The organism is Rhizobium sp. SJZ105, assembly GCF_007828365.1.
Taxonomy (GTDB): domain Bacteria; phylum Pseudomonadota; class Alphaproteobacteria; order Rhizobiales; family Rhizobiaceae; genus Agrobacterium; species Agrobacterium tumefaciens.
In genome coordinates, this window is sequence record NZ_VIUP01000005.1 from 12,242 (window position 1) to 37,305 (window position 25,064).

Consider the following 25,064-nt stretch of genomic DNA (forward strand, 5'->3'; position numbering starts at 1 on the left):
GCGCGCGTTACGAATATCCACAATTGCGTAATGCAATCAGCCAGAATCATTTTTGAGAACGATCAAGACATGCAGCTAAGTGAACTACTCGAAACCTACCGTGCAGCTTCAGGGAACGAGCGCGAAAAAGGCGATTATTTTGAACGTGTCATCAGAGTGTTCCTGCAAAATGACAGTACACAAAAGCAATTCTACACAGAAGTACTGCCGTTCGGCCAATGGGCCGCACTGCATGGATGGAAAGGTAACGACACCGGGATCGATCTCGTAGCGACGCTCACCGATGGCGGCGGCTATGCTGCAATCCAATGCAAGTTCTATAGCCCAGAACATAGCATTCAGAAGTCAGACTTGGACAGTTTCATTTCCGCTGCATCCAACGATCTTTTCACGCGCCTGATCATCGCGGATACGACCCGCAGGGATTTAAGTCGAAACGCAAAAGAGACGCTGAATAAGCTCTCTAAAGAGTGGAACCGGATTAGCGTCGATGAATTGGAGGCCAGCCGTATCGACTGGTCGCAGTTCGTCCGCACAGGTACGGTTAGCCTCGCCCCTAAAAAGCAATTGAGGGACCACCAAAAAGACGCTCTTGCGTCGGTTGTTGACGGTTTAGGTAAAGAGGCTCGTGGCAAGCTGATAATGGCATGCGGGACTGGTAAGACGTTTACCGGTCTTAGGATCGCAGAAACGCTTGCGGGTCCGGGAAGGCTGGTCTTGTTCATGGTGCCCTCGCTTGCGCTCATGTCTCAGACGGTACGCGAATGGAAAAATGACTGCCAAGATGAGTTCACGGCTTACTCGGCATGCTCCGATACGAGAATTGGGCGAAACGCTGATGCCGATAGCCTTGACCTTAACGTCCACGACTTGGCATTCCCGGCCACCACGGACCCCGAGAGGCTTGCTCGACAGGTCGCCATGAGTAGCGGCATCAAGATGACGGTGGTATTCTCTACGTACCACTCCATAGATGTTTTGGTCCGCGCGCAAAAACAATTCGGCTTGCCAGAGTTCGACTTGGTGATTTGCGATGAAGCCCATCGCACCACAGGGGTTACATTGAAGGATGAGGATGACAGTACGTTTGTCCGCATCCACAGTGACGAATACGTGCGGGCTAAAAAGCGGCTTTATATGACGGCCACTCCGCGCATCTTTGGTGATGCGGCGAGGAGGAAGGCTGATGACCATGACGCTGAACTGGCTTCAATGGATGATGACTCTAAGTTTGGCAAAGACCTATTTCATCGTGGTTTCGGCTGGGCAGTCGAGAACAACCTCCTAACCGATTATAAAGTCATCGTTCTGGCCGTGGACGAGGGACTTATTTCCAACACTATTCAGAACCGCTTGAAAGATGGAGCAGAGCTGACGCTAGATGACGCAACCAAAATCATCGGTTGTTATAAGGCCTTAACAAAGACGGACCTTACCGCTGACCTGGAGCTCGATCCCAGACCCATGAGGCGCGCTCTGGCCTTTTGTCAGAGCATTGAAAAGTCCAAGGTCATAGAGGACGAGTTTTCTAAGGTGGTCGAGGAATATACCAGCAACGACATAATTGAGGAGGAGCGTTCTCTCCAGACTGAAGTACGGCATATCGACGGTAGCTTCAATGCGAGTGCGCGTGAGGAAATGCTGAATTGGCTTAAGGCCGATGCAGGTGAAGAAACTTGCCGCATCCTGACCAATGCGAAGGTGTTGTCAGAGGGTGTCGATGTACCGGCTCTTGATGCCATCATGTTCATGCACCCCAGAAAAAGCCAGATCGATGTTGTGCAATCGGTTGGCCGTGTAATGCGGCGAGCTGAGGGCAAGAAGCTAGGCTATGTCATTCTACCTGTTGCCATTCCTCCGAACGTGAGGCCCGAGGAAGCACTTAACGATAATGAGCGCTACAAGGTGGTTTGGCAGATTCTAAATGCCTTGCGCGCCCACGATGAACGGCTCGACGCACGCATCAACCAAGCCAAAATTGGAGAAGATATTAGCGACAAAATCGAGTTGGTTCGCATTTCCTCGGAAAGTGAATTGAGAGAGTTAACAGCTGTCGTTGATGACTTTGCGACGAAGAAATCCAAGACAGCGAAAAAGCGCGCAGACATTGGCGGAGAAGCAACCGAGGTCAGAGAGGATTATTCACCTGAGCAAGGGGAGCTGATTTTCGACGAATTCACCCGCGCCATTATGGCCAAGATCGTCGAGAAATGCGGCACCCGCGAATATTGGGATACTTGGGCCAAGGACATCGCCAAGATCGCCCAGACCCATATCACCCGCATTACCACCATCGTCGCCAAAGACGAGCCGGAACGCACTGCCTTCCTGGCCTTCCTTGAGGAACTGCATGACGACCTGAATCCGGAGATTTCCGAGGCCGAAGCGATTGAGATGCTAGCTCAGCACCTCATCACTAAGCCTGTCTTTGATGCGCTTTTTAAAGGCAGCCGCTTTACCAAAGAAAACCCTGTCTCCCGAGCGATGGAGATCGTACTGGGGCAGCTACATGAACACAATCTTGAAAAAGAAACTGACAGCCTCGGCAAGTTCTACGCCAGCGTGGAACGCCGCGCTGCGGATGTGAAAACCGCGCAGGGGCGACAGACTTTGATCACCGAGCTTTACGACAAATTCTTCCGCACGGCCTTCCCGGTGCTCACCGCGCGGCTTGGCATTGTCTATACGCCGGTCGAGGTGGTGGATTTCATTATCCATTCGGTTAATGACGTGCTGAAATCGCAGTTCGGCCAGACGCTTGGGTCTAAGGGCGTTCATATCCTTGACCCCTTTACCGGCACTGGCACCTTCATCACGCGGCTATTGCAATCTGGCCTGATTGCGCCCGACGAGCTGAAACACAAATACAAATATGAGATTCACGCCAATGAGATCGTACTGCTGGCCTATTACATTGCCGCCGTGAATATCGAGACGGTGTATCACGAACTGGCCTATGGCTCGCTTTCGGCCAACGCACCTTATGACCCGTTTGAGGGTATCTTGCTGACCGACACCTTCCAAATGTATGAGCAGGAACGCGACATGATTGCGAACCTTCTGCCTGACAACTCAGAGCGCCGGGCCAAGCAAAAGGCGCTGGATATCCGGGTGATCATCGGCAATCCGCCGTATTCTGCCGGGCAGGAAAGCGCCAATGACAACGCGCAAAAGGTCAACTACCCGAAACTGGACGATTCTATCCGTGACACCTACGCTGCTCATTCAACGGCGTCTCTCAAAACGGCACTCTACAACAGCTACATCCGGGCGTTCCGGTGGGCGAGCGAGCGGATCGGTGATGCCGGGATCATGGCTTTCGTTTCGGGCAGTGCTTGGATTGAGCGATCCTATGCCGATGGGATGCGTAAGTGTCTGGCCGAAGAGTTCAGCGACCTCTACATCTTTCACCTTCGGGGGGACATTCGCAAAAACATGCTGTCGAAGGGGGCTGCGCGCGAGGGACAAAACGTATTCTCTTCGGGCAGCATGACCGGCATTTCAATTGCCGTGTTAGTCAAGAACCCAAAAGCACAAAAACATGGGCAGATCCATTTTCACGATATCGGCCCAGACCTGACGACCAGACAGAAGCTGAACATCATCCGCGACTATGCCTCGGTCAACGGCATTTCCACGGCGGGCGGCTGGAGCACGATCACGCCCGACGAGAAAAATGATTGGCTCGAACAGGTAGATCGCAGTTTTGACCGGTTCGCGTTACTGGGCGACAAGCGCAACAAACACGAGATCCTGATTTTTGAAGATTTCTCGAATGGCCTGAAAACCCAGCGTGATGCTTGGGCCTACAACTTCTCTCCCACGAAGCTGAAAGCCAACATGGGCAGGATGATCAAGGCCTATAACGAAGCGGTTGATCAGGTAGGCGGCAAGTCCGTGGATGACATAAAGAAGGCGGTTGATTACGACGCGAGGCGCATCTCTTGGAGTGACCACCTGTTTGCTGGTGTGAAGCGCGCAGCGCGCGCCACGTTGGATAGCGGGGTTGCAGCGCAATCTCTTTACCGCCCGTTTGAACACTCATGGGCGTTCTACTCGTCTCAATTCAACGATCGTCGCGGCCAGCTACCTCGCATCTTTCCTCCGTCTGGTGAGAAGAATCGAGCCTTTCAGGTCTCGGGTGTGGGCGCAAGGGCGGGTTTTTCGGTCCTCATGATGAACCGTATGCCCAGTATGGACACTATCGAGAAGGGACAGTGTTTTCCCCTCTATCTCTATGAAGAAAACCAACCCGATGACGGCCTCTTCGCTCCTTCGGGTCATCAGCCCAGCGGCCTCACCCGTCGCGATGCAATCACCGATGACGGCCTAGCCCATTTTCAAGCCACCTATCCGGGAAAACAGATCAGCAAGGAAGATCTATTCTATTACATCTACGGGCTGCTTCACTCGCCCGACTACCGCGAACGGTTCAGGAACAACCTCGCCAAGCAGCTCCCCCGCATACCGTCGGTCAAAAGCTTTGCCGACTTCGCCGTTTTCCGTGACGCAGGCCGTATCCTAGGCGATCTGCATATGAATTTTGAAACAGTCGCGCCCTACATGGTCACCTTCAAGGAGGGCGATCACCGCCTTATACCCGAGGCGGAGGCCAACCCCAGGAAATTCTACCGCGTTAAAAAGATGAAGTTCGGCGGCAGAGGCAAGGAAAAGGATCGCACCACCGTCCTCTACAATGACAACATCACCATGCAGAACATTCCGCTGGAGGCGTATGACTACGTGGTGAACGGCAAGCCCGCTTTGGAATGGGTTATGGAACGGCAGGTCATAAAGACCGACAAAGATAGCGGCATAGTCAATGATGCCAACGATTATGCTACCGAGACCGTCGGGGACCCGAAATATCCCCTCGAACTATTTCAGCGTGTGATTACCGTAAGTATAGAAACGATGCGGATCGTGCGAGCGCTTCCGTCTCTGAGCTTGGACGCGGATGCCGAACCCGAGGTCAACTCGACCGAGAAGCTGAAATCAGCCATTAATGCCGGTTGGAAGAACACACCAGCAGCAGCGACGGCGTTGGAAATAGTTGATGCCGTAGCAGGCGCTCCGAAAGAGCAAAAATGGCGCGTCGGGGATATCCTGAAACTGCTGGACAGGAGCGAGTTGACGCCCGACGTGGTCTCTGCACTTGCGATACTGGTTCAATCCAGGTGCGCAATATTTCGCGCCTCGGCCGATTTTGTCGATGAAGATGGTGCGCGACACAGATTGTCGCCCGCCGACTTCCAAAGAGTATTAGACGTCGATACCGTTCTTCATCCGGTCACCCGAAAGGAAATTGTCTTCGCTTCGGAACGAGTGGTACCATTTTTTGAACTAGAGCCGGAGATTTTCGGAGGGCAGCCACAATGAGCCAGGAGATCAGGAGCTTGGACGCGGACGCGCTCGCACAATTAAGAGTTCTGGCCGCAGGAAAGGAATTGGGAGCCGGAATAGAGTTTGTGCTCGCGCAAAACCACGATGCGAGATTGAGGGCGCTGCGGAAATCGGTCGACTTCGCCTGCAATAAGCTCGTGAAACACAGAGAGAAAAAACAAGATGATGACGAGGACGGCTTAACGGTCCAGATCTGCGATATGCTCACAAGCTCTGGCATAGATGCAACGCATAACGCCTCGGTTGGTGGACATTGTGACATCGTTGTCCAAGCGAATGAAGATTTTCTTTGGCTGGCAGAAGCGAAAAAACACAGCGACTACGGTTGGCTCGATAAGGGCTTTCAGCAATTGGCAACACGCTATTCAACGGGCAACCCCGGTCAGGATCATGGTGACGTGCTGATTTACTGTTTCGCAATGGATGCGAAGAAAATGCTCGGAAAATGGAAAGAAGAGCTCGAGTCTCGAAATTCAGGAGTTAAGGCCAGCGCATGTGCGTCGGGTGACCCCTTGTCGTTTGATTCGGTTCACAAACACGATGGCTCGGGACTGGATTTCTTCATACGGCACAAAGTGATTTCGATGTTTTGGGAACCGAAAGATAAGAAGAAGTGAATGCTCATGCATGAGCGCGGGATTAGCTTAACGGTCAACCGCGGAACTGACACAGGGCGCATAAGACCACCTCAGCATATTTCACTGACTGTGTTTCGGCGTGGAATATTGACCCCTCTGGCGGGATGATCGGCGTCCAATTTTGGCTCGCAATTTTGGTGGTCAGTGGGCTATCCGACGCCGATGACCAGGCTGGAGCCACTGCTTCCATGGAATTGGTAGCCGCCGAAGTCTCTAAGAGGAGAGTGCGGACTTTTTTTAAACGTCCACCCGCGGCCTCGCAGCCAGGCACCGAGCGCACTCCGGCTGATGCCGACCTGCCGCTCAACGCACAGACGCTCGACCATTTCGTCCAGCGTCACGTCCTTGCGATCGTCGATCATCTCGACAACGAACGCCTCGTGCGCATCCAGGCTCGAGGACCTTCGCCAACCTTGCGGCCGTGATGTCGGCTCACCATTGCTGGCCCTTGCAATCCACCGGATTGCCGTCGAAATCCCAACCCCGAACCGCGCGGCGGCCTGCCGTGCAGACATACCCGCCGCAGACGCTTTCAGTACGCGTAATCGAAGATCGTCGCTCAGTGCTCGTGCCATCATCCACCTCTTCGCTGTGGATGTTGAATCAGTTTCGCCGCGCCGCGTCACCTCACAATCGATTCATCAATCGCAGGATCTGCTCTAGCTTCCGGTATAGGGAGCTGCGATTCAAATAGTCAGTTGTGTTCATATGTCCTCTCCTTTGCGTCAATTGCGACGGAGAGACCCTAAGCTATGCCGACTAGACGGCCGCTATGGTGCCGGAAACGTTGGCAAAAAGTTGATTAATCGGCATAGTTCGCCGGTCGGCATAAAGTGCATTATGCCGCGCGCGGCATAATGCCGTCTCGACAAGCGAGGCAATGGTCGCCCAGTTCTCGGCCCCGGCATCGTGTCCGGCAAAGAGTGCATTCTTGCGATTGAGGGCAATCGGCCGAATGGTGCGCTCGACACTGTTGCTATCGATCTCAACGCGACCGTCGCTCAGGAAGAGCTTCAGGCCATCCCAGTATTTGATGATGTAGGCCAAAGCCTCGCCAAGCGGGGACTTTGACGCAACACGGGCACGGTGATGGACAAGCCAGGCCTGCATGTCGGCGACCCGTGGCGCTGACCGCTCCTGTCGTCCAGCCAATCGAGCCTCCGGATTAAGGCCCCGAAGTTCGGCTTCGATGCGGTACAGTTCGCCGATCCGTTTGACGCCATCCTCGGCGATGGGTGCTGAGCCGTTGCGGGTGATCTCCACCAGCTTGCGCCGGGCATGTGCCCAACAATAGGCGAGTTGAATGTCCGGACCAACACGCTCAGGGGCGATCAGCCTGTTGTATCCGGCATATCCATCCACCTGCAGGACGCCGGAGAAGCCCTGCAATATCCGTTCGGCATGAATGCCTCCCCGACCGGGCGCATAGGTGAAAGCAACACCTGGCGGAGCACCGCCGCCCCATGGGCGATCATCACGCGCCAGCGCCCAGAAGTATCCGGTCTTGGTCTTGCGTGAGCCGGGATCGAGAACCGGGGCACGGGTCTCGTCCATGAACAGCTTGGATGAGCGCTTCAGATCGGCGATCAACGCAGCGAAGACGGGCCGCAGTTCATAGGCTGCCCGACCGACCCAGTCGGCAAGTGTTGATCGGTCGAGGTCGATGCCCTGGCGACTCATGATCTGCGCCTGCCGATAGAGCGGAAGATGATCGGCATACTTGGAAACCAGGACATGCGCGACGGTCGCTTCCGTCGGGAGCCCAGCCTGGATCAGCCGCGCCGGAGCTGGGGCTTGGACGACCCCGTCGGTGCAGGCCCGACAGGCAAACTTAGGGCGGCGGGTGACGAGGACGCGGAACTGGGCGGGGACGACGTCCAGCCGTTCGGAGACATCCTCGCCATTGCAATGCAGGCATCCACCGCAAGCACAGATGAGGCTTTCCGGCTCGATGACCTCTTCGATACGCGGAAGATGCTTTGGAAGGGAGCCGCGATTGATTGCGCGTGCCTTGGCAATCCTGTTTCCAGCAGGAACATCCGCCTCATCCTCGGCATGGATGGCAGCCATGGCCGTTTCCAGGTCTTCCAGTGCCAGATCAAACTGGTCGGGATCAGTCTTCTCGGACTTGCGCCCGAAGGCCGCCTGCTTGAACGCTGCGACCAGCTTCTCAAGCCGTTCGATCCGCTCGTCCTTGCGAGCGATCTGGGCAACTTTATCCGCTTCGCTTAGCCGCGCAGCAATCAGCATCGCCTTCAGGGCGGCAACATCATCGGGAAGATCGGCGGCATCAAGCATGGCTAAAACCTACCAAATCCAAAGCTGATTTGCCCTCGGAATTTGCCCTGCTGAGTCATCGTGCCGCAGCTATTCGATGGCCTGCGGCGTTCTCGTCTGGACGGCGTGAACCCGCCGCCAATCAAGGCCTGCGAACAGGGCTTCGAACTGGGCGTGGGTGAGAGTCATCAATCCATCCTTGATGCCTGGCCAAGTGAAGCTGTGCTCTTCCAGCCTTTTGTAGGCCATGACGATCCCAGAGCCATCCCAGTAGATCAGCTTCAACCGGTCAGCCTTGCGTGACCGGAACACGAAGACCGTTCCGGTGAACGGGTCCTTGTGCAGCTCGTTCTTGACCAAAGCCGCCAACCCGTCATGACCCTTGCGGAAATCCACGGGATTGGTCGCCACCATGATCCGCACACGGTTCGATGGAAAGATCATGTCGCCGACAAGGCACGTGCGATGGCAGCGATCCGGGCCACAGATGCCCCTTCCTCAAGACGGATGATCACTTGACCGAGGACGATCTCAGGGCGACCAACCGCCTTAGGCGGCGGTTCTGAAACAAGCGGATCGACGATCACCGCCGCGAACTCCACCGCATCCTCCGGTGCTGGCAGGATCAGCTTGCCCTGCCGTGCCATCGTCCGCCAGGTGGAAAGGCTGTTGGCTCGCAATCCATAGCGCTGCGCAACTTCATTGACTGTCGTGTCAGGCCTCAAGCTTTCCGAAACAATCTTCGCCTTGACCTCGTCCGGCCAATGTCGGTGAGCCTCACGTCCAGGCTTCCTGGTTGTGAGAAACTCCAATGAGGTCTCCATGGAGAAACTCCCGTTCTTCATCCATGGAAACCTCAATCACAGATCAGGCGGCAGCGAGCAATGTGGGAGTGAAACAGCGGTTACAACTGACTTGTGGTCACTTGAGGGTATACTCTGATGTGACGATGGTAGTGGAGCAGGTAGACACCCGGGCTCGTTTATCAAGCATTTTTACGTGTATATCCGATATTCCGAGCATCCAACCGTTAGGAAGCACTCACGGCAAGCATAATCATTTGTCGGGGCGTTGGGCTGCCCCCCACTGAAATACCCATAACAGACTTGTTCACCGCAAGCAGCTGCCTAAGGCGCGGCGTCTCAGTTTCGGAGCGCGCCAGCTTTTCCCACTTTAGGAAAGCGTTTAGGTCGGCATTGAAGCTGTTCAGGTAGCTAGGCTCATTGAACAAACTATCGTCACTACCCTGAGTAAAGTAGGAGTCGATTACCTCGGCGGCTCGATCAAGAAGCGCGGATCGCGCACCGTCGTCTTTTAGCGCTTTGACCATCGCCGCAGCGACTGAACGATGATCGGTGGGGTGAAGCGCGCGTGAGAGAACGTCTTTAAAGAGGTCAAGAACTACAAGAAAGTATAGGAACCTTGACTGACGCCGTGAGTGCTTCGGCGCGCCTCGGCCAAATCCATATTGCGCGGTGTACTTTTGGAGCAGATAAGCGGCGTAAAGGTCCGTTACGCCAAACGGCCCGCCATCGACATCTGCCCCATTTACAATCCGCTTGAAGACAGAACCGTCCGGCAAGAACGGGGGATTCTTGCCAAACGCCAAACCAGCCTCGCCCAACCAGCCGGCACCGTAGACTTTGATAAGATCAGCCGCGTTTGCGTGTTCGGTAAACTGTTTGGTAGCGGGGTTGGTGTTCTGAAGGGCTTTCTGAGAGTCCCATCCACCCCGCTGGATCTCGAGATAAAGATCGTGCTGATTAGCGAGCTGCCCCTGCCACGTTTTAAAGTCACCCGTTAGCGCAAGGAAGTCTTTTTCGCGGATGGCATTCTGGCTGTTCGTATAGCGGGTAATTGCTTGCAATAGGTTTTCACCGCTATCGCCGACCTTAACTATCTTAGCAACAACGACACCTTGGCTGGCCTTTACTTTCCAAGCCTCGGTTTCTGGATTTACGCCCGTGCCACCAGAGCTCAGCCGGCTATGGAAAACTTCCCAGATCGTTCTTGTGGTCTGACAACCGTTCACGATAAACGGTTCAGCTAATTCAACCGATCCTTCTCTCAGGCTGTAGTCGTGAACGACAACGGTTATCCCGTTATTATATAGCCCAAAACGTTCAGGAGCGTCACGAAGAGTGGACTGCATGGCTTTGTTAACTTTGCCACGCGCACCAAGAAATCGACGGACATTCTTTTCATATATCCGATCTAAGTCGCCCGTTGCATCGCGGTAGCTTTTCAAGAATGCGTAGAGGTTGGAGAGACCAACAGAGCCTACGAGCAAATCTGATCCCGATGGCACCAACTGCGCATCAAGCGAAACTTTCAGTCTATTCGTCAGACCAACGGCTTCAATCTCTTGCAGGCGAGCGAAAATAGTTTCGATTGAGAGTGCTTCAATATCAAACATGGAGCCAAGACGCGAAGTGCCCATGACGCGCAAATCCGCCAGCACGCGCTTCTCATCATCTTTCAAGGGCGCTTCTGTGGCAAATACTAATACTATTCTGTCGGCTGCGCCGGCTCCTCGCTTGAAATTTGAGAGACGTTCCAAAAGCCCTTCAGCTAGCGAGTTAAGCCGCTCGCGTTTACCGTCGAGAGTGTCGATCACCTTCTGCCCTTCGATGAGGAGCGTCTGCGGACCGGCGAACGCTGATCCATACTTGCTTTGTACCAAATACCACGTGTGACCGCTCACGCCGGTTTCGTCGGAAGTTTCTTCCGGTCCGGTATCAAGGAGGGCGAGGTCTACCCCACCATCACCCGACCCATCGCAATAAATAAAGTGGTCGGTTTCTATAGAGTCTTCCATCCATTGTGTAATCAGCTTCAGGGCGAAACGGCGACCGAGCTCAACCGTCGAAGGATTGCCTTTGGTCACATCTTCAAGCCAAGAAGCCCGATAATCTGCGAAAGCAATTTCATCACTAATGTTCACCGATATCCCCCGTAGTATGATGGCACCCACTATTTAGCAGGAAAGTATCAAGCGCAAGGCCGCTTTTTATGAGCCCGATTGTAAGATCGCCATTCTTTCTTTCCGCTTATCAGGTCTTGCCCCAGTGTTCTTCGCGCCTGCTGAATTCCTGTCTCGGTAGAGTTGGCATGACGGCTCGTTGGATTTTAGCGACGCTGCAAAAAGGCCCGTTTTCGGAATTTCAGACTCGAACCAAGCGAGCTTAATTAACTCAGCTCTCGCAATTCGTCCGTCAATGGCATATGCCATTGGTAAGTAAATGCGGGGGCGTTGGTTGGGCACAAATCCTGATTTAGATACCGATTTGAAGGGGCGCGTAGGTCTTTCCTACGTCGAAACTTTCTTCCTCGAAAAAGGACTGATCCTCCGTCGCCAACCAGAGTCTGACAGAGGCGTCGATGCAACGGTTGAGATTCACGAAAAAGGAAAAATCAAGCTCATCGCGCTGCAGATCAAAACCGGCAAGTCATATTTTGAGAAGCATGGGCATGATTACATATACCGTGGCTCTCACAAACATTACTCATATTGGAATAACTACCCGATCCCTGTCTTCCTTGTTCTAGTCCACCCCGAGACCAAGCTGATGGTGTTCCAACATGTTGAGGAGCATCTGTGTACGCTGACGCAAACCGGCTTCACTATCAAGATACCGTCCGCCAACACTCTCGATGATGATGGCCTTCGCATTTTTAAGGATATTCGTGCGACCGACGACGAGTCAGTTCTGCGCGCCGCCTTCGCCAGCGATGAAGGACTGATGGAGCGAGTGAGGGATAAGACGGTATTCTTTCGATGGGAAGAGTGGATCAATAAGCACGTCAATTTCCGAACACTCAAAATATATGTTGATGACTACGACACCGACCCGGAAGAGATACATGAGTATTTTTATCGTGCCGTAGATTTGCAAGACGCGATGCGCATCCTATTTCCTTGGGCCACGTATCATTATGTTTCTGTTCAAGAATACCACAGTGAAGTTATCGAACATTTGCTTCAGGTAACCCTGCGGCCAGCGGCCGAAGCTTATCTCGAAGTGCAGTATTTCTTCCGGTCGGGTATTGGTATCGAACGGGAAATCGTGCCGCCTGAAATGGAGGACGATGATGACGACTACGATGACGAAGCTGCTGGCTGGGAGAGGATTGTTGCCGGTGATGACTGACGGGAGCGTGTCGTGTGGCAGGAATTGAAGGGGTGGAGCATGTCAGCGTGGGCGTGGTTGAAGCGATTGCCGAAGTGTGCCTATTGGTGGTCACGGAAGCACTTCGAGGCATTTCTTGAGCCCGCCAACGACAACTCCAAATCCAATCTGTTCCATCTTTTTTTGATTGCAGGCGCATTCTGCATCGTCATCGTGGCAACCGCATTTGCTATCGTCCACTTCGATGCGGAAGCCACCGGCGGCACCTTCGGCGATTTCATCGGCGGCACGCTTAACCCCATCCTGACGTTCCTGACCTTCATGGCGCTACTCATCACCATTGTGCTGCAGCAGAAGGAATTGGCGGAGACAAGGAATGAGCTGGCAGCATCAGCGCGTGCTCTCGAAGACCAACATCAATCACTCGACCGCCAGAACTTCGAGACCACCTTCTTCCAGATGCTCACGCTGCACAACACCATTGTCAACTCGATTGACCTTGAATGGAAGAACCGGCAGCCGAATACCTATGACGCCATGTCCGGCGACATCAACCGGCGGGCTGTTGGACGTGACTGCTTCAAGCAATTCTTCGCCAACTACAAACAGTATTACGACGAAATTGGAGAACTTGAGGACAAGGAGCGCCTACAGAGGGCCTACAATAGGTTTTGGGACTGGAGGCAGCAAGACCTCGCCCACTACTACCGTTATCTCTATAACGTCCTCCGGTTCGTTCATGACTACAAGGGCATCAGTGATAAGCTACGGTATGTGAAATTGCTGCGGGCACAGTTGTCGGACTACGAATTATTGTTGCTGTTTTACACGGCGCTCAACAAGAACGGCCTGAACTACTGGATTTACATCCACGATTATGAGCTGTTTGATAACCTGCCGCCTAACATGCTTATCAAGCCGGAGCATAAAGAGCTGTACTCAGCAAGATCTTTCGGTGAGCCCAAAATGCCACCGTTGGAGATATGGCCACCCAGCCGATTAGCGGCTATGCGGGAACGTGAGGCGGTATTGAACGATGAAGCCACCGCAGACGAGAATGACATCTGACAGGATAGCAGTGCATGGCGATCAATATCGACAATGAGGTTTTCATTAAGGCGGAATCCACCAACCGTGAAGTCTTGCAACATCTGCTCCGGCAATTCCCCTTCATCGATATTCCTGCCAGCATTGCAGAAGACGACATCGATAGGGGTGACAACGGCAAGCACTACTTCGTGTTCTGGAATACTGAAGCGGAGCGTAAGCAGATTGAGTGCTGGGCCAGTGCCAACTATTCATCCAGCCTACCCTACGGCATCACTCTTATTGACGTGACTGACTATTCCGAGCAAGAATAGATTTCCATGTTGAGATTCCTTAGCTCAGCCATGATGGTGATGATTAACAGCGGTACGCAACCGACATCCACAGCGTTGCGACCGGTGAAAACTGATTTCTCCTGATAATCTTACCTGTCAGCATCCTCCAAGCAGCCATTCAACTGCCAAAAAGCCCCCAGCGCTGCCTCTAGATCGGCGGTGATAACTGTGCCCTTGTCGTCCGTAATCGTCAGCGTTTTTTGACCCGAGATCATCTGGTCCACGAACGCGGTCTTGAAGCCCGAGAAACTGTGCCAACCGAAGTAGTCGTTAAGATCACCTTCGGTACTAACGGGCGATCCATTGTCCACCTTCCATGAGGTTTTGACGCTCCCGTTGAAGCCGCCATTCTCGATAAAACCCTCGAGATCATGTCCGCGCACCTTCATGAATCCGAAGCTGGGCAGGCAGCTCTGGCAAGCGGTAAACTTCCTTAAGGGCGTCAATCAGCGTAAGCCTCCGGTGAAGGCCACAGGTCAGGCAGCTTGAGCGTTGACGGTCGGCGGCGTCCAATTCCACGGAAGCAACTGCTCCAGCCTGATAATCGGCGTGTCGGCGATGCGGGCAAGAACGTCGGCCAGCCACGCCTGCGGATCGATGTCGTTGAGCTTTGCCGTCATGATCAACGTGGCCATGAAGGCTGCACGATCCGCGCCGCGGTCTGATCCGGCGAAGAGCCAGGACTTCCTACCGAGTGCGAAGCCTCGCAGGGCTCGCTCCGCGGCGTTGTTCGTGAGGCAAATCCGGCCATCCTCCAGGAATGATGTGAAGCCATCCCAACGCTTGAGCATGTAATCGATCGCCTCGGCGACCGGAGAACTGCGCGACAGTTTTGCACGCTCGGTTTGAAGCCAGACCTGCAGACTGTCGACGAGCGGCAGGCTTTCCTTGCGGCGACGTTCCATGCGTTGATCGGCCGTAAGCCCGTTGATCTCCCGCTCGATATCGAACAGGCCGTCGATCCGTTTGACAGCTTCGAGCGCCATAGGCGAGATCGGCGCGGCGTTCTTTCCACGCTTGGCGTTCGCATTAATGTCTGCGAGCACGAAGAACTTGCGACGCGCGTGTGCCCAACAAAACGCCTGTCTTAGCGGATTTGGATCGCGATCACCCTTGAACAGCGGATTGTAGCCGCCATAGGCGTCCGCCTGCAGAATACCGGTGAAGGTCTTCAGGTGGCGTTCCGGATGCTCCTGCCGTCGATCGCGCGAGGCATAGTAAAGGGCTGCCGGCGGTGAGAGGCCTCCGAACGGCCGATCATCCCGGACATAGGTCCAAATGCGGCCGGTATCGGTCTTTCCCTTGGCCAGGATCGGCACTGTCGTGTCGTCACCATGCAGGCGCTCAGCGGCAAGAACATGCGCTTCGATCAGACAATGAAGTGGCTTCAACGTCGCGGCACATGCTCCGACCTGATCGGCCAGCGTTGACAAGCTGATGTCAACGCCCTCGCGGGCATAGCGTTCGCTCTGGCGATTGAGCGGCTGGTGCTGGGCGAACTTCTCGAACAGGATCATCGCCAGCAGGTTTGGCCCGGCAAAGCCGCGTGGCGTTACATGGAAGGGTGCTGGTGGCTGCGTGATCTTCTCGCACTCGCGACAGGTAAACTTCTCCCGCACCGTCTGGATGACCTTCCACTGACGCGGGACGACCTCCAGGGTCTCGGTAACGTCTTCACCAAGCTTCGACAGTTTGGTGGAGCCGCAGCAGGCGCAATTCGCGGGAGCAGCGATTACGACGCGCTCACGCGGCAGGTGTTCAGGAAAGGGCTTGCGTGACGGACGCCTGCGCTCGAAAGCTTTGACGGTTGAAGCTTTGGCTGCGATCTCCGCCGCCAGTTCATCTTCACCGGCGTCTGCTTCGAGCTCCTCGAGTTGCAGTTCCATCTGCTCCAGGAGCCGCGCCTTACGCTCGGACCGGCTGCCGTAGAGTTCACGGCGAACCTTGTCGATCTCCAGCTTCAGCCGCGCGATCAGCGCTTCGGAATGCGATACGAGTGCTTTTGCACTGGCGGCTTCGGCCTTGGCGGTCGCCGCTTCTGCTTCGGCTGCAACACGTCGAGCGCGTTCCTGGGCCAGCAGGGCAAGGGCACTGGCAAGGTCGTCCGGAAGCTCTTCAGTCGTATTGCTCATGACAGGATGGAATCATATTCGAGCCTGTCATTCCAGTGTTTTTACTCATCCGGCCGACGTCGGCCGCCAGGTCTTTTGCGGCATCCGCCAGTCGATGCCCTCCAGCAGATAACCGAGCTGCGCGGGCGTGATCACTACCGTGCCATCGGCCGCTGATGGCCAGATGAAGCGGCCACGCTCCAGCTTCTTCGTGAACAGGCAAGCGCCCTGGCCGTCATGCCAGATCACCTTGATCAGGCCACCGCCGCGGCCGCGGAATACGAACAGGTGTCCACACATCGGGTCACGCTTCAGCGCCTCCTGCACCATCAACGACAGACCGGGGAAGCCCTTGCGCATGTCCGTATAGCCCGTCGCCAGCCAGACCTTCACGCCAACAGGAACCGGGATCATCGCAGCCCCAGCACGCAGTCGAGGATGCGGCCAAGCGCGTCCGTGTCGATGTCGCTATCCACGCGGACGCGTCGGCCCCGACCTAGTTCGATTGTTACATCACTGCGCTTCCGACGAGGATGGAATTTGGTGGGTGGTTCCGGCTGAGCGGGAGAGACTGTCGAAGCGGCCTCGGACACGATTACCGGCACCAAAGCCGCAGTGTCAGATCTTGGCTCCTCGATCCGACAAAGCTCTTTGCGCCAACGGAACAACTGGCTGACATGGATGCCGGCCGCGCGGGCAATCTCCGAGATCACCGCATCAGGCTCAAGACAGGCAGCGACAAGCCCCTCTTTGTCTTCTCGTGACCAGCGCCGACGGCGCTCCACAGACGTGATCACCTCAATTGGATGCTTCGCCATATGACTACTCCTAGTGTTACCACTAGGACTGGCAGTCAGCAGGCCGTCATCGCAAGACGGCCTTCACCGTGGGCTTACCAATCAGCTGGGTCTTCTCCCGATTACTCAGGATCTGCAGATCGACGCCCAGGTCTTTTTTAGGAGTTCGTTGGCCTTCTTCAGGAGATCGTGCTCGAGTTGTAATTGGCGGACATCTCGCTGGAGGGCTTCAAGCTGTCGCTCGAGCCCTTCACGTTCAGGCACCTTGTGGTTGGCTTTGCGGCGTTTCATGGATGAAGAAGCCTCATAACCGAGTAGCTGGTCTTTCCAGCCATACAATGTCGGTCTTGAGACGCCAAGTCTGTCAGCGACCTGTTGAGTGGTTTCATCTCCACTGCATTTCGGAGGAATAGCTATGAAATTCGGATTTTTAGATACATATCATCCGAAAAAATTCGTCTAAAACTCTCCCAACTCAAGGAGAGACACCATGACGGACACGACATCAGAATTTGATGGGTCAACGATTGGCCTGGAGGCCACAGAGGAACCCGCATGGACCGCCGCAACCTGGTTTGCGGTTCTTTCGATGGCGGCCACAAGCTTTGCGCTGGTATCGGCCGAGTTTTTGCCCGCGGGATTGCTGACGCCCATGGCGCGCGATCTCGGTATTACGGAGGGTACGGCGGGACAGGTTGTCACGGCGACGGCCTCCGTGGGTGCTGTGACCGCTTTGCTGAGCAATGTTCTCATCGGCAAACTGAACCGTAAGACCGTGCTTGTCGGTCTCAGTGCGCTGGCGATCGGCTCCAACATTCTTGCATCAGTTGCTGCAGATTTCTGGCTATTGCTGGTGGGCCGGGCCGGACTGGGTATTGCGCTCAGCGGTTTCTGGGCGCTTTCGGTTGCTGTCGTGGCACGGCTCGTTGGCGCAAATTCGACCGGGCGCGGCATGGCTATCGTCACACTCGGCGTTTCACTCGCCACCATTGCGGCTCCCTCCATGGGCGCGTTGATCAGCGACTGGGTGGGATGGCGCATTGCCATGTCGATGACGGCGGGGCTTGCGATTATTGCCATGCTGCTTCAGATATTCAGCCTACCCTCGCTGCCAGCAAGTACAAGCAATAGCCTTTCCGATGTTTTCCGGCTGACGCGGCGGCGCAGCGTTCAACTGGGGATGCTCGCCATCCTGCTGCTCATGACGGGGCATTTTGCCGGTTCAGTTTATGTACGTCCCTTCCTCGAACAGGTGACGCTGCTTGAGACCACGCCGATTGCTCTCGCCCTGCTCGGCTTTGGCGTCGCTTCCGTGATCGGCAATGTGCTGGGAGGCCGCATGGCAGACACCAGTATCCGCCTCGCGCTCATCGTAACCGCCGCCCTGATGGCATTTGCAACAATCGCCCTCGTCCTATGGGGTATTCATAGCGGTGCCGCATTCGCGCTCGTCGCGCTTTGGGGTCTTGCCTTTGGCATGGCGCCCGTGGTGCTGCCGACCAACCTTTCCCGCGGCGCACCCGATGCACTGGAAGCGGCAGGCAGCCTGATGGTTGTTTCTTTCCAGGTGGCTATCAGTATCGGGGCGGTTGTCGGCGGCTATATCGTAGATTCCTACGGTGCCACTGCGCCGCTGGCGCTGACCGCGATCCTGGCGGCATCCACGGTCGCACTTGCCTTGCTGCAGCGTCGCGATTGACCGTGTCCGTGACGGAAGATACCTAAAACGAAAGTCCTGCCCGGAATTTGGTCCGGGCAGGACTTTTGTGAAAAGACGATTTTTCTTGCCGTCGCTCTGGTTACTTGCGGTAGGAAAGACCACCCCAGATACGGCCTTCGTCTCTGTGTCGGCCACCGTGTACTGCGCCGATATAAGCAGCGGCGGCAGAAACGAGCGCGGAAGCGGCCAGAAGGAACGCGGTCAGAATGCCTGCGACGCGCGCTTTTTCTGCGGCATCCGCAGCTTTGGCCTTGGCATCGTCCAACGCCTTCTGCGTCTCTGCCTTCAGGGTTTCGACCTGCTTCTGTGCTTCATCGACCTTCTTCTGCGCTTCCGCCCTGACGGCCTGCACGCGTTCAACAGTCTGATTTACGCGCGTTTGCGCATCCGTCTGGCTGATGTTTGTGCGGGCAGCGACCTGATTGGCAAGCCATGTCTTATCGGCATCAGATATCTCACCGGTTGCAAGAAGATTGCCGAGGATGCCGCTGATCTGGCGCTGATAATCGCCGGCGCTCTGGTCACCCGTCAGAGGGGCGGCGGGCGCATCGGTTCTCAAAAGACTATCCGTGAAATAGTCGATTGGATTGGCTTTCAGGCCCTGCGGAAGCATTTGCTCGATGCTGGGCGCTGCAGCTTGACCGGCGCCTTGCGCCAGACCGCCTGCTGCACTGCCAGCGCCGGAAATGATGCCGCCCGCAAGTTGGCCAGCACCCTGAACGGCGCCACCGACCGCGGAACCCGTTGCCTCAACCGCGGTCTGCGCCACGCTGCCGACAGCCTTGGCACCACCGGACAGCACGCCGAGCGCGAGAAACGCCGAGACGACCGTACCGAGGCCCCACACGACCAGACCATTCACACCATCGCGGACGGTCAGTTCGTTCCTGTCGGCAGCGCCGGCAGGCCGACGCATGCGGCCGGCAATATAGCCACCCAGCATGTAGGAGCCGACCATGGAAATGATGACGAACAGCGCGGTTATGATGAGCCAGACTGTGCTGACCTCGCCACCATTGTCCGCCGAGATTGAACTCAGGCCCAAGCCGCCCGCAAATGCGGTGAGAATGGCCATGGCGCCCGAGGAAATGACGGCACCGGCGAAAATCGCTGGCCAATCCACATAGCTGCGGTTTGGATTCGTTTCGATACCCGTTGGATCAACCATCAGCGTAGCCCCAACAATGAGAGGATGAACAGGACGACGACGACGAGGCCGACTAGATAGATGATGGAATTCATGCGATCTCCTCCGAATGGACGATCAATCCTCCGCGTAGCGGCGATTATATGCAGTGGGACATGCGAGCTGATTGCTCCTTCACCAAACTCGCCGCGCTCCAAAAAGTTTCACGACTTCTCGTTGCTTCGGAATGATTTTGCGCAATTCCGCCGGCGAGGTGACGAAAGAAATCTGCTTGTGGTCGCCAAAGAGACGTCGCCGAACGCAGGCAAGCAGCATGACCAGCCAGACACAAGCCACCCGAACCAGATTGCGACGGAAGGAGATATACTATGTCTGCAATCGATCGAATTGGCTCCACCGCCTCGCTTTACATACGCCCGCGGCCACAGGACGTTTCCCAGGCCGTGCCCGATCCCACACCCGAACGGTCGGCATTGTTGATCGCAGGGGGCGCCGCGCCTTCGCTCTCCTCCAATCTTGCCAACGCACTCTGGTCGCTCCGGGGGCAAGAGGGCGGAATAGAAGAGACCCCGCTTGAGGGCGGCGGAACAGGCTCCGATGAGGCCGAGCTTAGCCGCTGGGCAAATATGAGCCTTGGCGAGAAAATCCGGGCCCAATATCTGGAGGCGCGGGGATTGTCCGAAGGCGACCTTGCCGCCATGCCGCCCGACGAAAGGAAGGCAATAGAGGACGAGATCCAGAAGGCGATAAGGGTCGCGATGGAAGCTCCAAAAGACGATGACGTGAGCGTGCTCGCCGGCCTTTAAGCGTGACATGCCTCCGGGGGCACTGCGCAGCGCTACGATTTGATACATAAATGCGGGTTTCAGGAAACATGCCAGATACCTGCAGGGCAGATCATTGCCTGATCTATTTCGGATCAGGCAGGATTTCCCATGAAGAGGCAGATTTTCTTCGCCGTCGCCCTATCGGGTGCGGCAGCAGGTTTTGGAACCGTTTATTCGAGCTCAGCGGACACGCCGCCGGAGCTTGCCTCTCCCATCTATGGTGTCACGCTTCCTGAAGGATATCGTGACTGGAAGTTCATCGCGCCCGCGCAGGAAGCGCCGCCGCTGGACGAGCTTCGTGCTGTTCTGGCAAACGATGTCGCCGTCAACGCCTACAAGAGCGGAACCCTGCCCTTCCCCGACGGCTCGATACTGGTGAAGCTCGCCTATAAACGGCAGCAATCCACGGAGTTTCCGCCGGCCACGGTTCCGGGCGCGGCGACCACAGTGCAGGTGATGGTGAAAGACTCCAGGAAATATGCCGCCAGCCACGGCTGGGGCTTCGGGCGGTTTGTCAACGGCAAGGCGGTGGATGCCGCTCAGCATGAGACGTGCCTCTCCTGCCACGAGGGCAACGTCAAGGACCATGATTTCATCTTCACGCGATATGCACCGTAACCGATGCCGGGGCTCGGGCGATTTCGCTTTCGCGACTGTTCGCGGAAAGGCGGCCTCTACACTCGATTACAAATTCACCGAAGTCCCGACACATCAGGGATACGTGAGGCCGGGAAATTGGCGCCATCACCGGGTCGCCTTCGCCGCCCGGAGCCGTGAACTCCTGCCTGAAAGGACAAGATGATGACGTTTCTGGTCATTGCCTATCTCGGAGGGGCGCTGACAATTCTCAGCCCCTGTATCCTGCCCATCCTTCCCTTCGTTTTTGCGCGGGCGGGGCAACCGTTCCTGCGCAGCACGCTGCCCCTGCTTACGGGAATGGCGGCAACCTTTTGCGCCGTCGCGACGCTTGCCGCTGTTGGCGGGAGCTGGGCAATCAGCGCCAATGAATATGGCCGGCTCGCGGCTCTTGCGCTGCTTGCGGTCTTCGGTGTCGGCCTGATTTCGCCCCGTGCGGCCAGCATCATCACCCGCCCGGTCGTTGACCTCGGTAACCGGCTCGCCAATGCCGCCGGCAAGCCCGGGTCAGTACCGACGATTGCGGGCTCGCTGATACTCGGCATCGCCACCGGGCTTTTATGGGCACCCTGCGCGGGACCAATCCTCGGGCTTGTCCTGACGGGAGCGGCCCTGAAGGGGGCCAATCTGGAAACGAGCCTGCTGCTTGCCGCCTATGCCGCCGGGGCAGCGACATCCCTTGCCGTCGCCATCCTCATCGGCGGTCGGGTATTTGCGGGTATGAAGCGGTCTCTGGGTTTTAGCGAGCGGATCCGCCAAGTGCTTGGCGCGGCGGTGCTTGCCGGCGTCACGGTCATCGCGCTCGGTCTGGATACGGGTTTCCTTTCGCAGATTTCCTATGCGAGCACGGCATCCTTCGAACAGCAGGTGCTCGATCGGCTCCACACCGCCAAAGCGCCTGAAGCGGCGACCGCGGCAGGCGCCAGCGCCAGCGCTGCCGCCGCCCGGTCAGAGTTGCCGGTTGAGGGCAAGGCTCCATCCCTCGACGGCGCCGTCGAGTGGCTCAATTCCCCGCCGCTCACGCGCGAACAATTACGTGGCAAGGTCGTCCTCGTCGACTTCTGGACCTACTCCTGCATCAACTGCATCCGCACCATTCCCTATGTGCGGGCGTGGGCAGACAAATACCGCGATCAGGGCCTCGTCGTCATCGGTGTCCACGCCCCCGAATTCGCCTTTGAAAAGAAAATCGACAATGTCAGGCAGGCCGTCGCCGGCTTCAAGATCGATTACCCGGTGGCAATCGATAATGATTACAAGATCTGGCGCGCCTTCGATAACAGCTACTGGCCGGCGCATTACCTGATCGATGCCAAGGGCCAGATTCGCTACCACCATTTCGGCGAAGGCGATTATCGGCAGACAGAAGAGGCGATCCAGGACCTGCTGCGCGAAGCCGGCAGTAGCGCTTCCTCCAGTGCCCCGGTGAGCCCGGAGGCGACAGGGGCTGAAGCCGGTGCGGATATCAGGCACATGCGCTCCGGCGAAACCTATATCGGCTACCGACAGGCTGAGAATTTTGCATCGAACGAGGCGGTGCGCGCGGACACGCCGCGCGACTATTCCGTCACGACGCCTTCTCTCAACGAATGGGGACTTTCCGGTACCTGGACGGTTGGCGCGGAGGCGGCCACACTTGATGCGGCTGATGGCGGCATAACCTACCGCTTCAGCGCCCGTGACCTGCATCTGGTCCTTGGACCGGCAAGCGCCGGAAAACCGGTTCGTTTCGAGGTCACCATCGACGGGCATCCGCCGGATGCGGATCACGGCGCCGACACGGACGCCGAGGGCAATGGCGTTGTTACCTCAACCCGTCTTTACCAGCTCGTCCGCCAGTCCGGCACCGTCGAAGCGAGAACCTTTGCCATCCGCTTCCTCGACCCCGGCGTGCAGGCCTATGCCTTCACGTTCGGCTGAACCTGCATTTTCCTTCCCTTTCCCATTAAACCAAAGGAAAAACATGATGCACCGTCGTCTCATGCCAAAATTCGCGATTGCCGTAGCAACCTCACTGACCGCTTTTGCCGCACATGCGGCGGAGGTGAAGAATATCGTCATCGTCCATGGCGCGCTGGCCGATGGTTCGGCCTGGCGCCGGGCGACAGAGATTCTTCAAAGCCGAGGTTTCAACGTCACGATCGTGCAGGAGCCCATCACCTCGCTTGCCGATGATGTGGCGGCCACCAACCGTGTCCTCGATCTCCAGCAGGGCCCCAGCCTGCTCGTCGGGCACAGCTACGGCGGCATGGTGATTTCGGAAGCCGGCAATCGACCGGACGTGGCCGGGCTGGTCTATGTCGCCGCATTCCAGCCGGAGAAGGGAGAGAGCCTTCTCGACCTCGCCGGCTCCAAACCGCCGGCCGGCAACGGCATCAAGCCGACGAAGGATGGCGCGTTCCTTTATCTCGATCCCGCCGTCTTTGGACAAGATTTCGCCGGCGATCTGCCGCGTGAGGACGCGGCCTTCATGGCAAGAAGTCGGGTCTTCGCCGCCAAGGCCGCCTTTGCCGCCAAGGCCGGCGAACCCGCCTGGAAAACCAAAAAAAGCTGGTCGATCGTCGCAACGCAGGACCGGTCGATTAACCGCGATCTCGAGCGTGACATGGCCAAGCGCGCCGGCAGTGCGGTGACCGAGATTGCGGCAAGCCATGCGGTCTTCGCCTCCCAGCCCAAAAAGGTCGCAGACATCATCGAACAGGCCGCCCGGCAATCCTCAAAGTAAGCACACCTCCGTAAGATCAAATGCAGCCGCCCCGGATGTCGGGGCGGCTGATTGCGTTGGAAGGGCGAGCCAAATGTATCAGTCTGTATCCGGAATGCACCCTGCTACAAAACCATTCACAGTCGCCTCCCTTGGGACACATCGACGATACACGCACCCTGTTACCTGCCCGGCATCCAACACGGACAGGAGAGACAGCAAATGACTTCCGAGATCAATTTCCAGCGCCGCCGCTTCTTTGGCATTGCCGCAATGACGGTTGCCGCCGTCGAATTCGCTTCAGTAGGCCTTGCTCATGCCAAGGGCGAAGCGCCTGCGCCTCAGCCGTCAACCGGACGCGACGGAGCTACCTCCTTTAGCGCCCTGAAGCAGGTTGAAGCGGGTGTACTCAGCGTCGGTTACGCAGAAGCTGGCCCCGCAGACGGCCCGGTCGTGCTGCTGCTGCACGGATGGCCCTATGACATCTACAGCTATGTCGATGTCGCGCCCATCCTTGCATCGGCTGGATATCGGGTACTCATCCCCTATCTGCGCGGATATGGCACGACCCGTTTTCTCTCGGACGACACGGCACGCAACGGACAGCAGGCGGCGCTTGCGGTCGACATGATTGCCTTTCTCGACGCACTCGGCGTCAAACAGGCCGTCGTGGCCGGTTATGACTGGGGCGCTCGCACCGCCGACATCATGGCCGTACTCTGGCCCGAGCGTTGCACCGGGCTCGTGTCGGTCAGCGGCTATCTCATCGGCAGTCAGGAAATCAATAGAAAGCCGCTTCCGCCCAAGGCGGAACTTTCGTGGTGGTATCAGTTCTATTTCGCGACGGAACGCGGCCGTGCGGGTTACGCAGCGAACACCCGCGACTTCGTGCGTCTGATCTGGCAGACGGCATCTCCGACCTGGAAATTCAGTGACGAGACCTTCAATCGTTCGGCCCCCGCATTCGACAATCCCGACCATGTGGCCATCACCATCCATAACTACCGCTGGCGGTTGGCACTGGCAGACGGGGAAGCCAAGTACGATAATTACGAGCGTAAGCTTGCGAAACTTCCCGTCATCGCCGTGCCGACGATAACATTGGAAGGCGACGCCAACGGTGCTCCGCATCCAGACCCTTCCGCCTATGCATCAAAGTTTTCCGGCAAATACCAGCACCGCAACATCAGCGGCGGCATAGGCCACAACCTTCCGCAGGAAGCGCCAGAGGCTTTTGCCAGGGCTGTTCTGGACGTCGCAAAGCTTTAAACTTGCCGAAGCCCGCGAACCGT

The 25,064-nt window shown here is 56.6% G+C and carries 20 protein-coding genes and 2 pseudogenes; 11 read left to right on the plus strand and 11 right to left on the minus strand.

Annotated features, from left to right (window positions below; genetic code table 11):
* Window positions 1-69: 69 nt before the first annotated feature.
* Together FB593_RS16670 and FB593_RS16675 are read left to right on the plus strand one after the other, a co-directional pair.
* Window positions 70-5,379: a DEAD/DEAH box helicase gene (locus FB593_RS16670; protein WP_145166821.1), complete on the plus strand. Its 5,310-nt coding sequence runs from the start codon at window positions 70-72 to the stop codon at window positions 5,377-5,379.
* Window positions 5,376-6,020: a hypothetical protein gene (locus FB593_RS16675; protein WP_145166765.1), complete on the plus strand. Its 645-nt coding sequence runs from the start codon at window positions 5,376-5,378 to the stop codon at window positions 6,018-6,020. Before FB593_RS16670 ends, FB593_RS16675 begins: the two co-directional genes overlap by 4 nt.
* A gap of 260 nt (window positions 6,021-6,280) precedes the next feature.
* On the opposite strand, the pseudogene FB593_RS16680 reads toward FB593_RS16675, so the two are convergent.
* From FB593_RS16680 to FB593_RS16700, 5 genes and pseudogenes are all read right to left on the minus strand, one after another.
* Window positions 6,281-6,616: pseudogene (locus FB593_RS16680) on the minus strand (helix-turn-helix domain-containing protein); the annotation flags it as partial.
* Window positions 6,617-6,800: 184 nt separating this feature from the next.
* Entirely contained in the window at window positions 6,801-8,339 is a 1,539-nt protein-coding gene (gene tnpC, locus FB593_RS16685) for an IS66 family transposase (RefSeq protein WP_414896262.1), read from the minus strand.
* A 69-nt stretch (window positions 8,340-8,408) separates the two neighbouring features.
* Window positions 8,409-8,762, minus strand: a complete 354-nt coding sequence (gene tnpB, locus FB593_RS16690; protein WP_112951765.1) for an IS66 family insertion sequence element accessory protein TnpB — start codon at window positions 8,760-8,762, stop codon at window positions 8,409-8,411.
* A complete protein-coding gene (locus FB593_RS16695; protein ID WP_233283022.1) occupies window positions 8,759-9,142 on the minus strand; it encodes a transposase in 384 nt (127 codons plus the stop codon). The genes tnpB (FB593_RS16690) and FB593_RS16695 overlap by 4 nt, the downstream gene beginning before the upstream one ends.
* A gap of 206 nt (window positions 9,143-9,348) precedes the next feature.
* Window positions 9,349-11,262 (minus strand): AIPR family protein, encoded by a 1,914-nt coding sequence (locus FB593_RS16700; protein WP_145166767.1) that lies wholly within the window; start codon window positions 11,260-11,262, stop codon window positions 9,349-9,351.
* A gap of 313 nt (window positions 11,263-11,575) precedes the next feature.
* Here FB593_RS16700 and FB593_RS16705 point away from each other — a divergent pair, with 313 nt between their 5' ends.
* From FB593_RS16705 to FB593_RS16715, 3 genes are read left to right on the plus strand one after another with little or no spacing between them, the layout of a single operon-like run.
* Window positions 11,576-12,469, plus strand: coding sequence for a DUF4365 domain-containing protein (locus tag FB593_RS16705; RefSeq protein ID WP_186447933.1), 894 nt, complete (start codon window positions 11,576-11,578; stop codon window positions 12,467-12,469).
* Between the two features lie 12 nt (window positions 12,470-12,481).
* Complete coding sequence (locus tag FB593_RS16710) at window positions 12,482-13,516, plus strand: putative phage abortive infection protein (protein ID WP_321186281.1); 1,035 nt, start codon at window positions 12,482-12,484, stop codon at window positions 13,514-13,516.
* A gap of 14 nt (window positions 13,517-13,530) precedes the next feature.
* The gene (locus tag FB593_RS16715) at window positions 13,531-13,809 is read left to right on the plus strand and encodes a hypothetical protein (protein WP_145166769.1); all 279 of its coding nucleotides are present in this window, start codon (window positions 13,531-13,533) and stop codon (window positions 13,807-13,809) included.
* A 110-nt stretch (window positions 13,810-13,919) separates the two neighbouring features.
* Here FB593_RS16715 and FB593_RS16720 read toward each other — a convergent pair whose 3' ends face one another.
* From FB593_RS16720 to FB593_RS16740, 5 genes and pseudogenes are all read right to left on the minus strand, one after another.
* Window positions 13,920-14,219, minus strand: coding sequence for a hypothetical protein (locus tag FB593_RS16720; RefSeq protein WP_210246039.1), 300 nt, complete (start codon window positions 14,217-14,219; stop codon window positions 13,920-13,922).
* Window positions 14,220-14,306: 87 nt separating this feature from the next.
* Complete coding sequence (locus FB593_RS16725) at window positions 14,307-15,962, minus strand: IS66-like element IS66 family transposase (RefSeq protein ID WP_145166771.1); 1,656 nt, start codon at window positions 15,960-15,962, stop codon at window positions 14,307-14,309.
* 45 nt (window positions 15,963-16,007) lie between these two features.
* Window positions 16,008-16,355 (minus strand): IS66 family insertion sequence element accessory protein TnpB, encoded by a 348-nt coding sequence (gene tnpB / locus FB593_RS16730; RefSeq protein ID WP_034495582.1) that lies wholly within the window; start codon window positions 16,353-16,355, stop codon window positions 16,008-16,010.
* Window positions 16,352-16,759 carry an IS66-like element accessory protein TnpA gene (tnpA, locus tag FB593_RS16735; protein ID WP_032488527.1) on the minus strand — a complete coding sequence of 136 codons (408 nt, stop codon included), beginning with the start codon at window positions 16,757-16,759 and terminating at the stop codon, window positions 16,352-16,354. Before tnpA ends, tnpB (FB593_RS16730) begins: the two co-directional genes overlap by 4 nt.
* Window positions 16,760-16,838: 79 nt before the next feature.
* Window positions 16,839-17,137 (minus strand): annotated as a pseudogene (locus FB593_RS16740) (transposase); the annotation flags it as partial.
* Between the two features lie 91 nt (window positions 17,138-17,228).
* Between FB593_RS16740 and FB593_RS16745 the strand changes: the two are divergent.
* Window positions 17,229-18,437, plus strand: coding sequence for an MFS transporter (locus FB593_RS16745; RefSeq protein WP_145166772.1), 1,209 nt, complete (start codon window positions 17,229-17,231; stop codon window positions 18,435-18,437).
* 100 nt (window positions 18,438-18,537) lie between these two features.
* Here FB593_RS16745 and FB593_RS16750 read toward each other — a convergent pair whose 3' ends face one another.
* Window positions 18,538-19,626: a hypothetical protein gene (locus tag FB593_RS16750; protein ID WP_145166773.1), complete on the minus strand. Its 1,089-nt coding sequence runs from the start codon at window positions 19,624-19,626 to the stop codon at window positions 18,538-18,540.
* Window positions 19,627-19,973: 347 nt separating this feature from the next.
* On the opposite strand from FB593_RS16750, the gene FB593_RS16755 reads away from it, so the two are divergent.
* From FB593_RS16755 to FB593_RS16775, 5 genes are all read left to right on the plus strand, one after another.
* A complete protein-coding gene (locus tag FB593_RS16755; RefSeq protein ID WP_145166774.1) occupies window positions 19,974-20,411 on the plus strand; it encodes a hypothetical protein in 438 nt (145 codons plus the stop codon).
* A gap of 129 nt (window positions 20,412-20,540) precedes the next feature.
* Window positions 20,541-21,050 (plus strand): cytochrome P460 family protein, encoded by a 510-nt coding sequence (locus FB593_RS16760; protein ID WP_145166775.1) that lies wholly within the window; start codon window positions 20,541-20,543, stop codon window positions 21,048-21,050.
* A 180-nt stretch (window positions 21,051-21,230) separates the two neighbouring features.
* A complete protein-coding gene (locus tag FB593_RS16765) occupies window positions 21,231-22,988 on the plus strand; it encodes a cytochrome c biogenesis protein DipZ (protein ID WP_145166776.1) in 1,758 nt (585 codons plus the stop codon).
* Window positions 22,989-23,034: 46 nt separating this feature from the next.
* On the plus strand, window positions 23,035-23,793 hold the full coding sequence (locus tag FB593_RS16770) for an alpha/beta hydrolase (RefSeq protein ID WP_145166777.1): 759 nt from the start codon (window positions 23,035-23,037) through the stop codon (window positions 23,791-23,793).
* 201 nt (window positions 23,794-23,994) lie between these two features.
* A complete protein-coding gene (locus FB593_RS16775; RefSeq protein ID WP_145166778.1) occupies window positions 23,995-25,041 on the plus strand; it encodes an alpha/beta fold hydrolase in 1,047 nt (348 codons plus the stop codon).
* The last annotated feature ends 23 nt before the right edge of the window (window positions 25,042-25,064 follow it).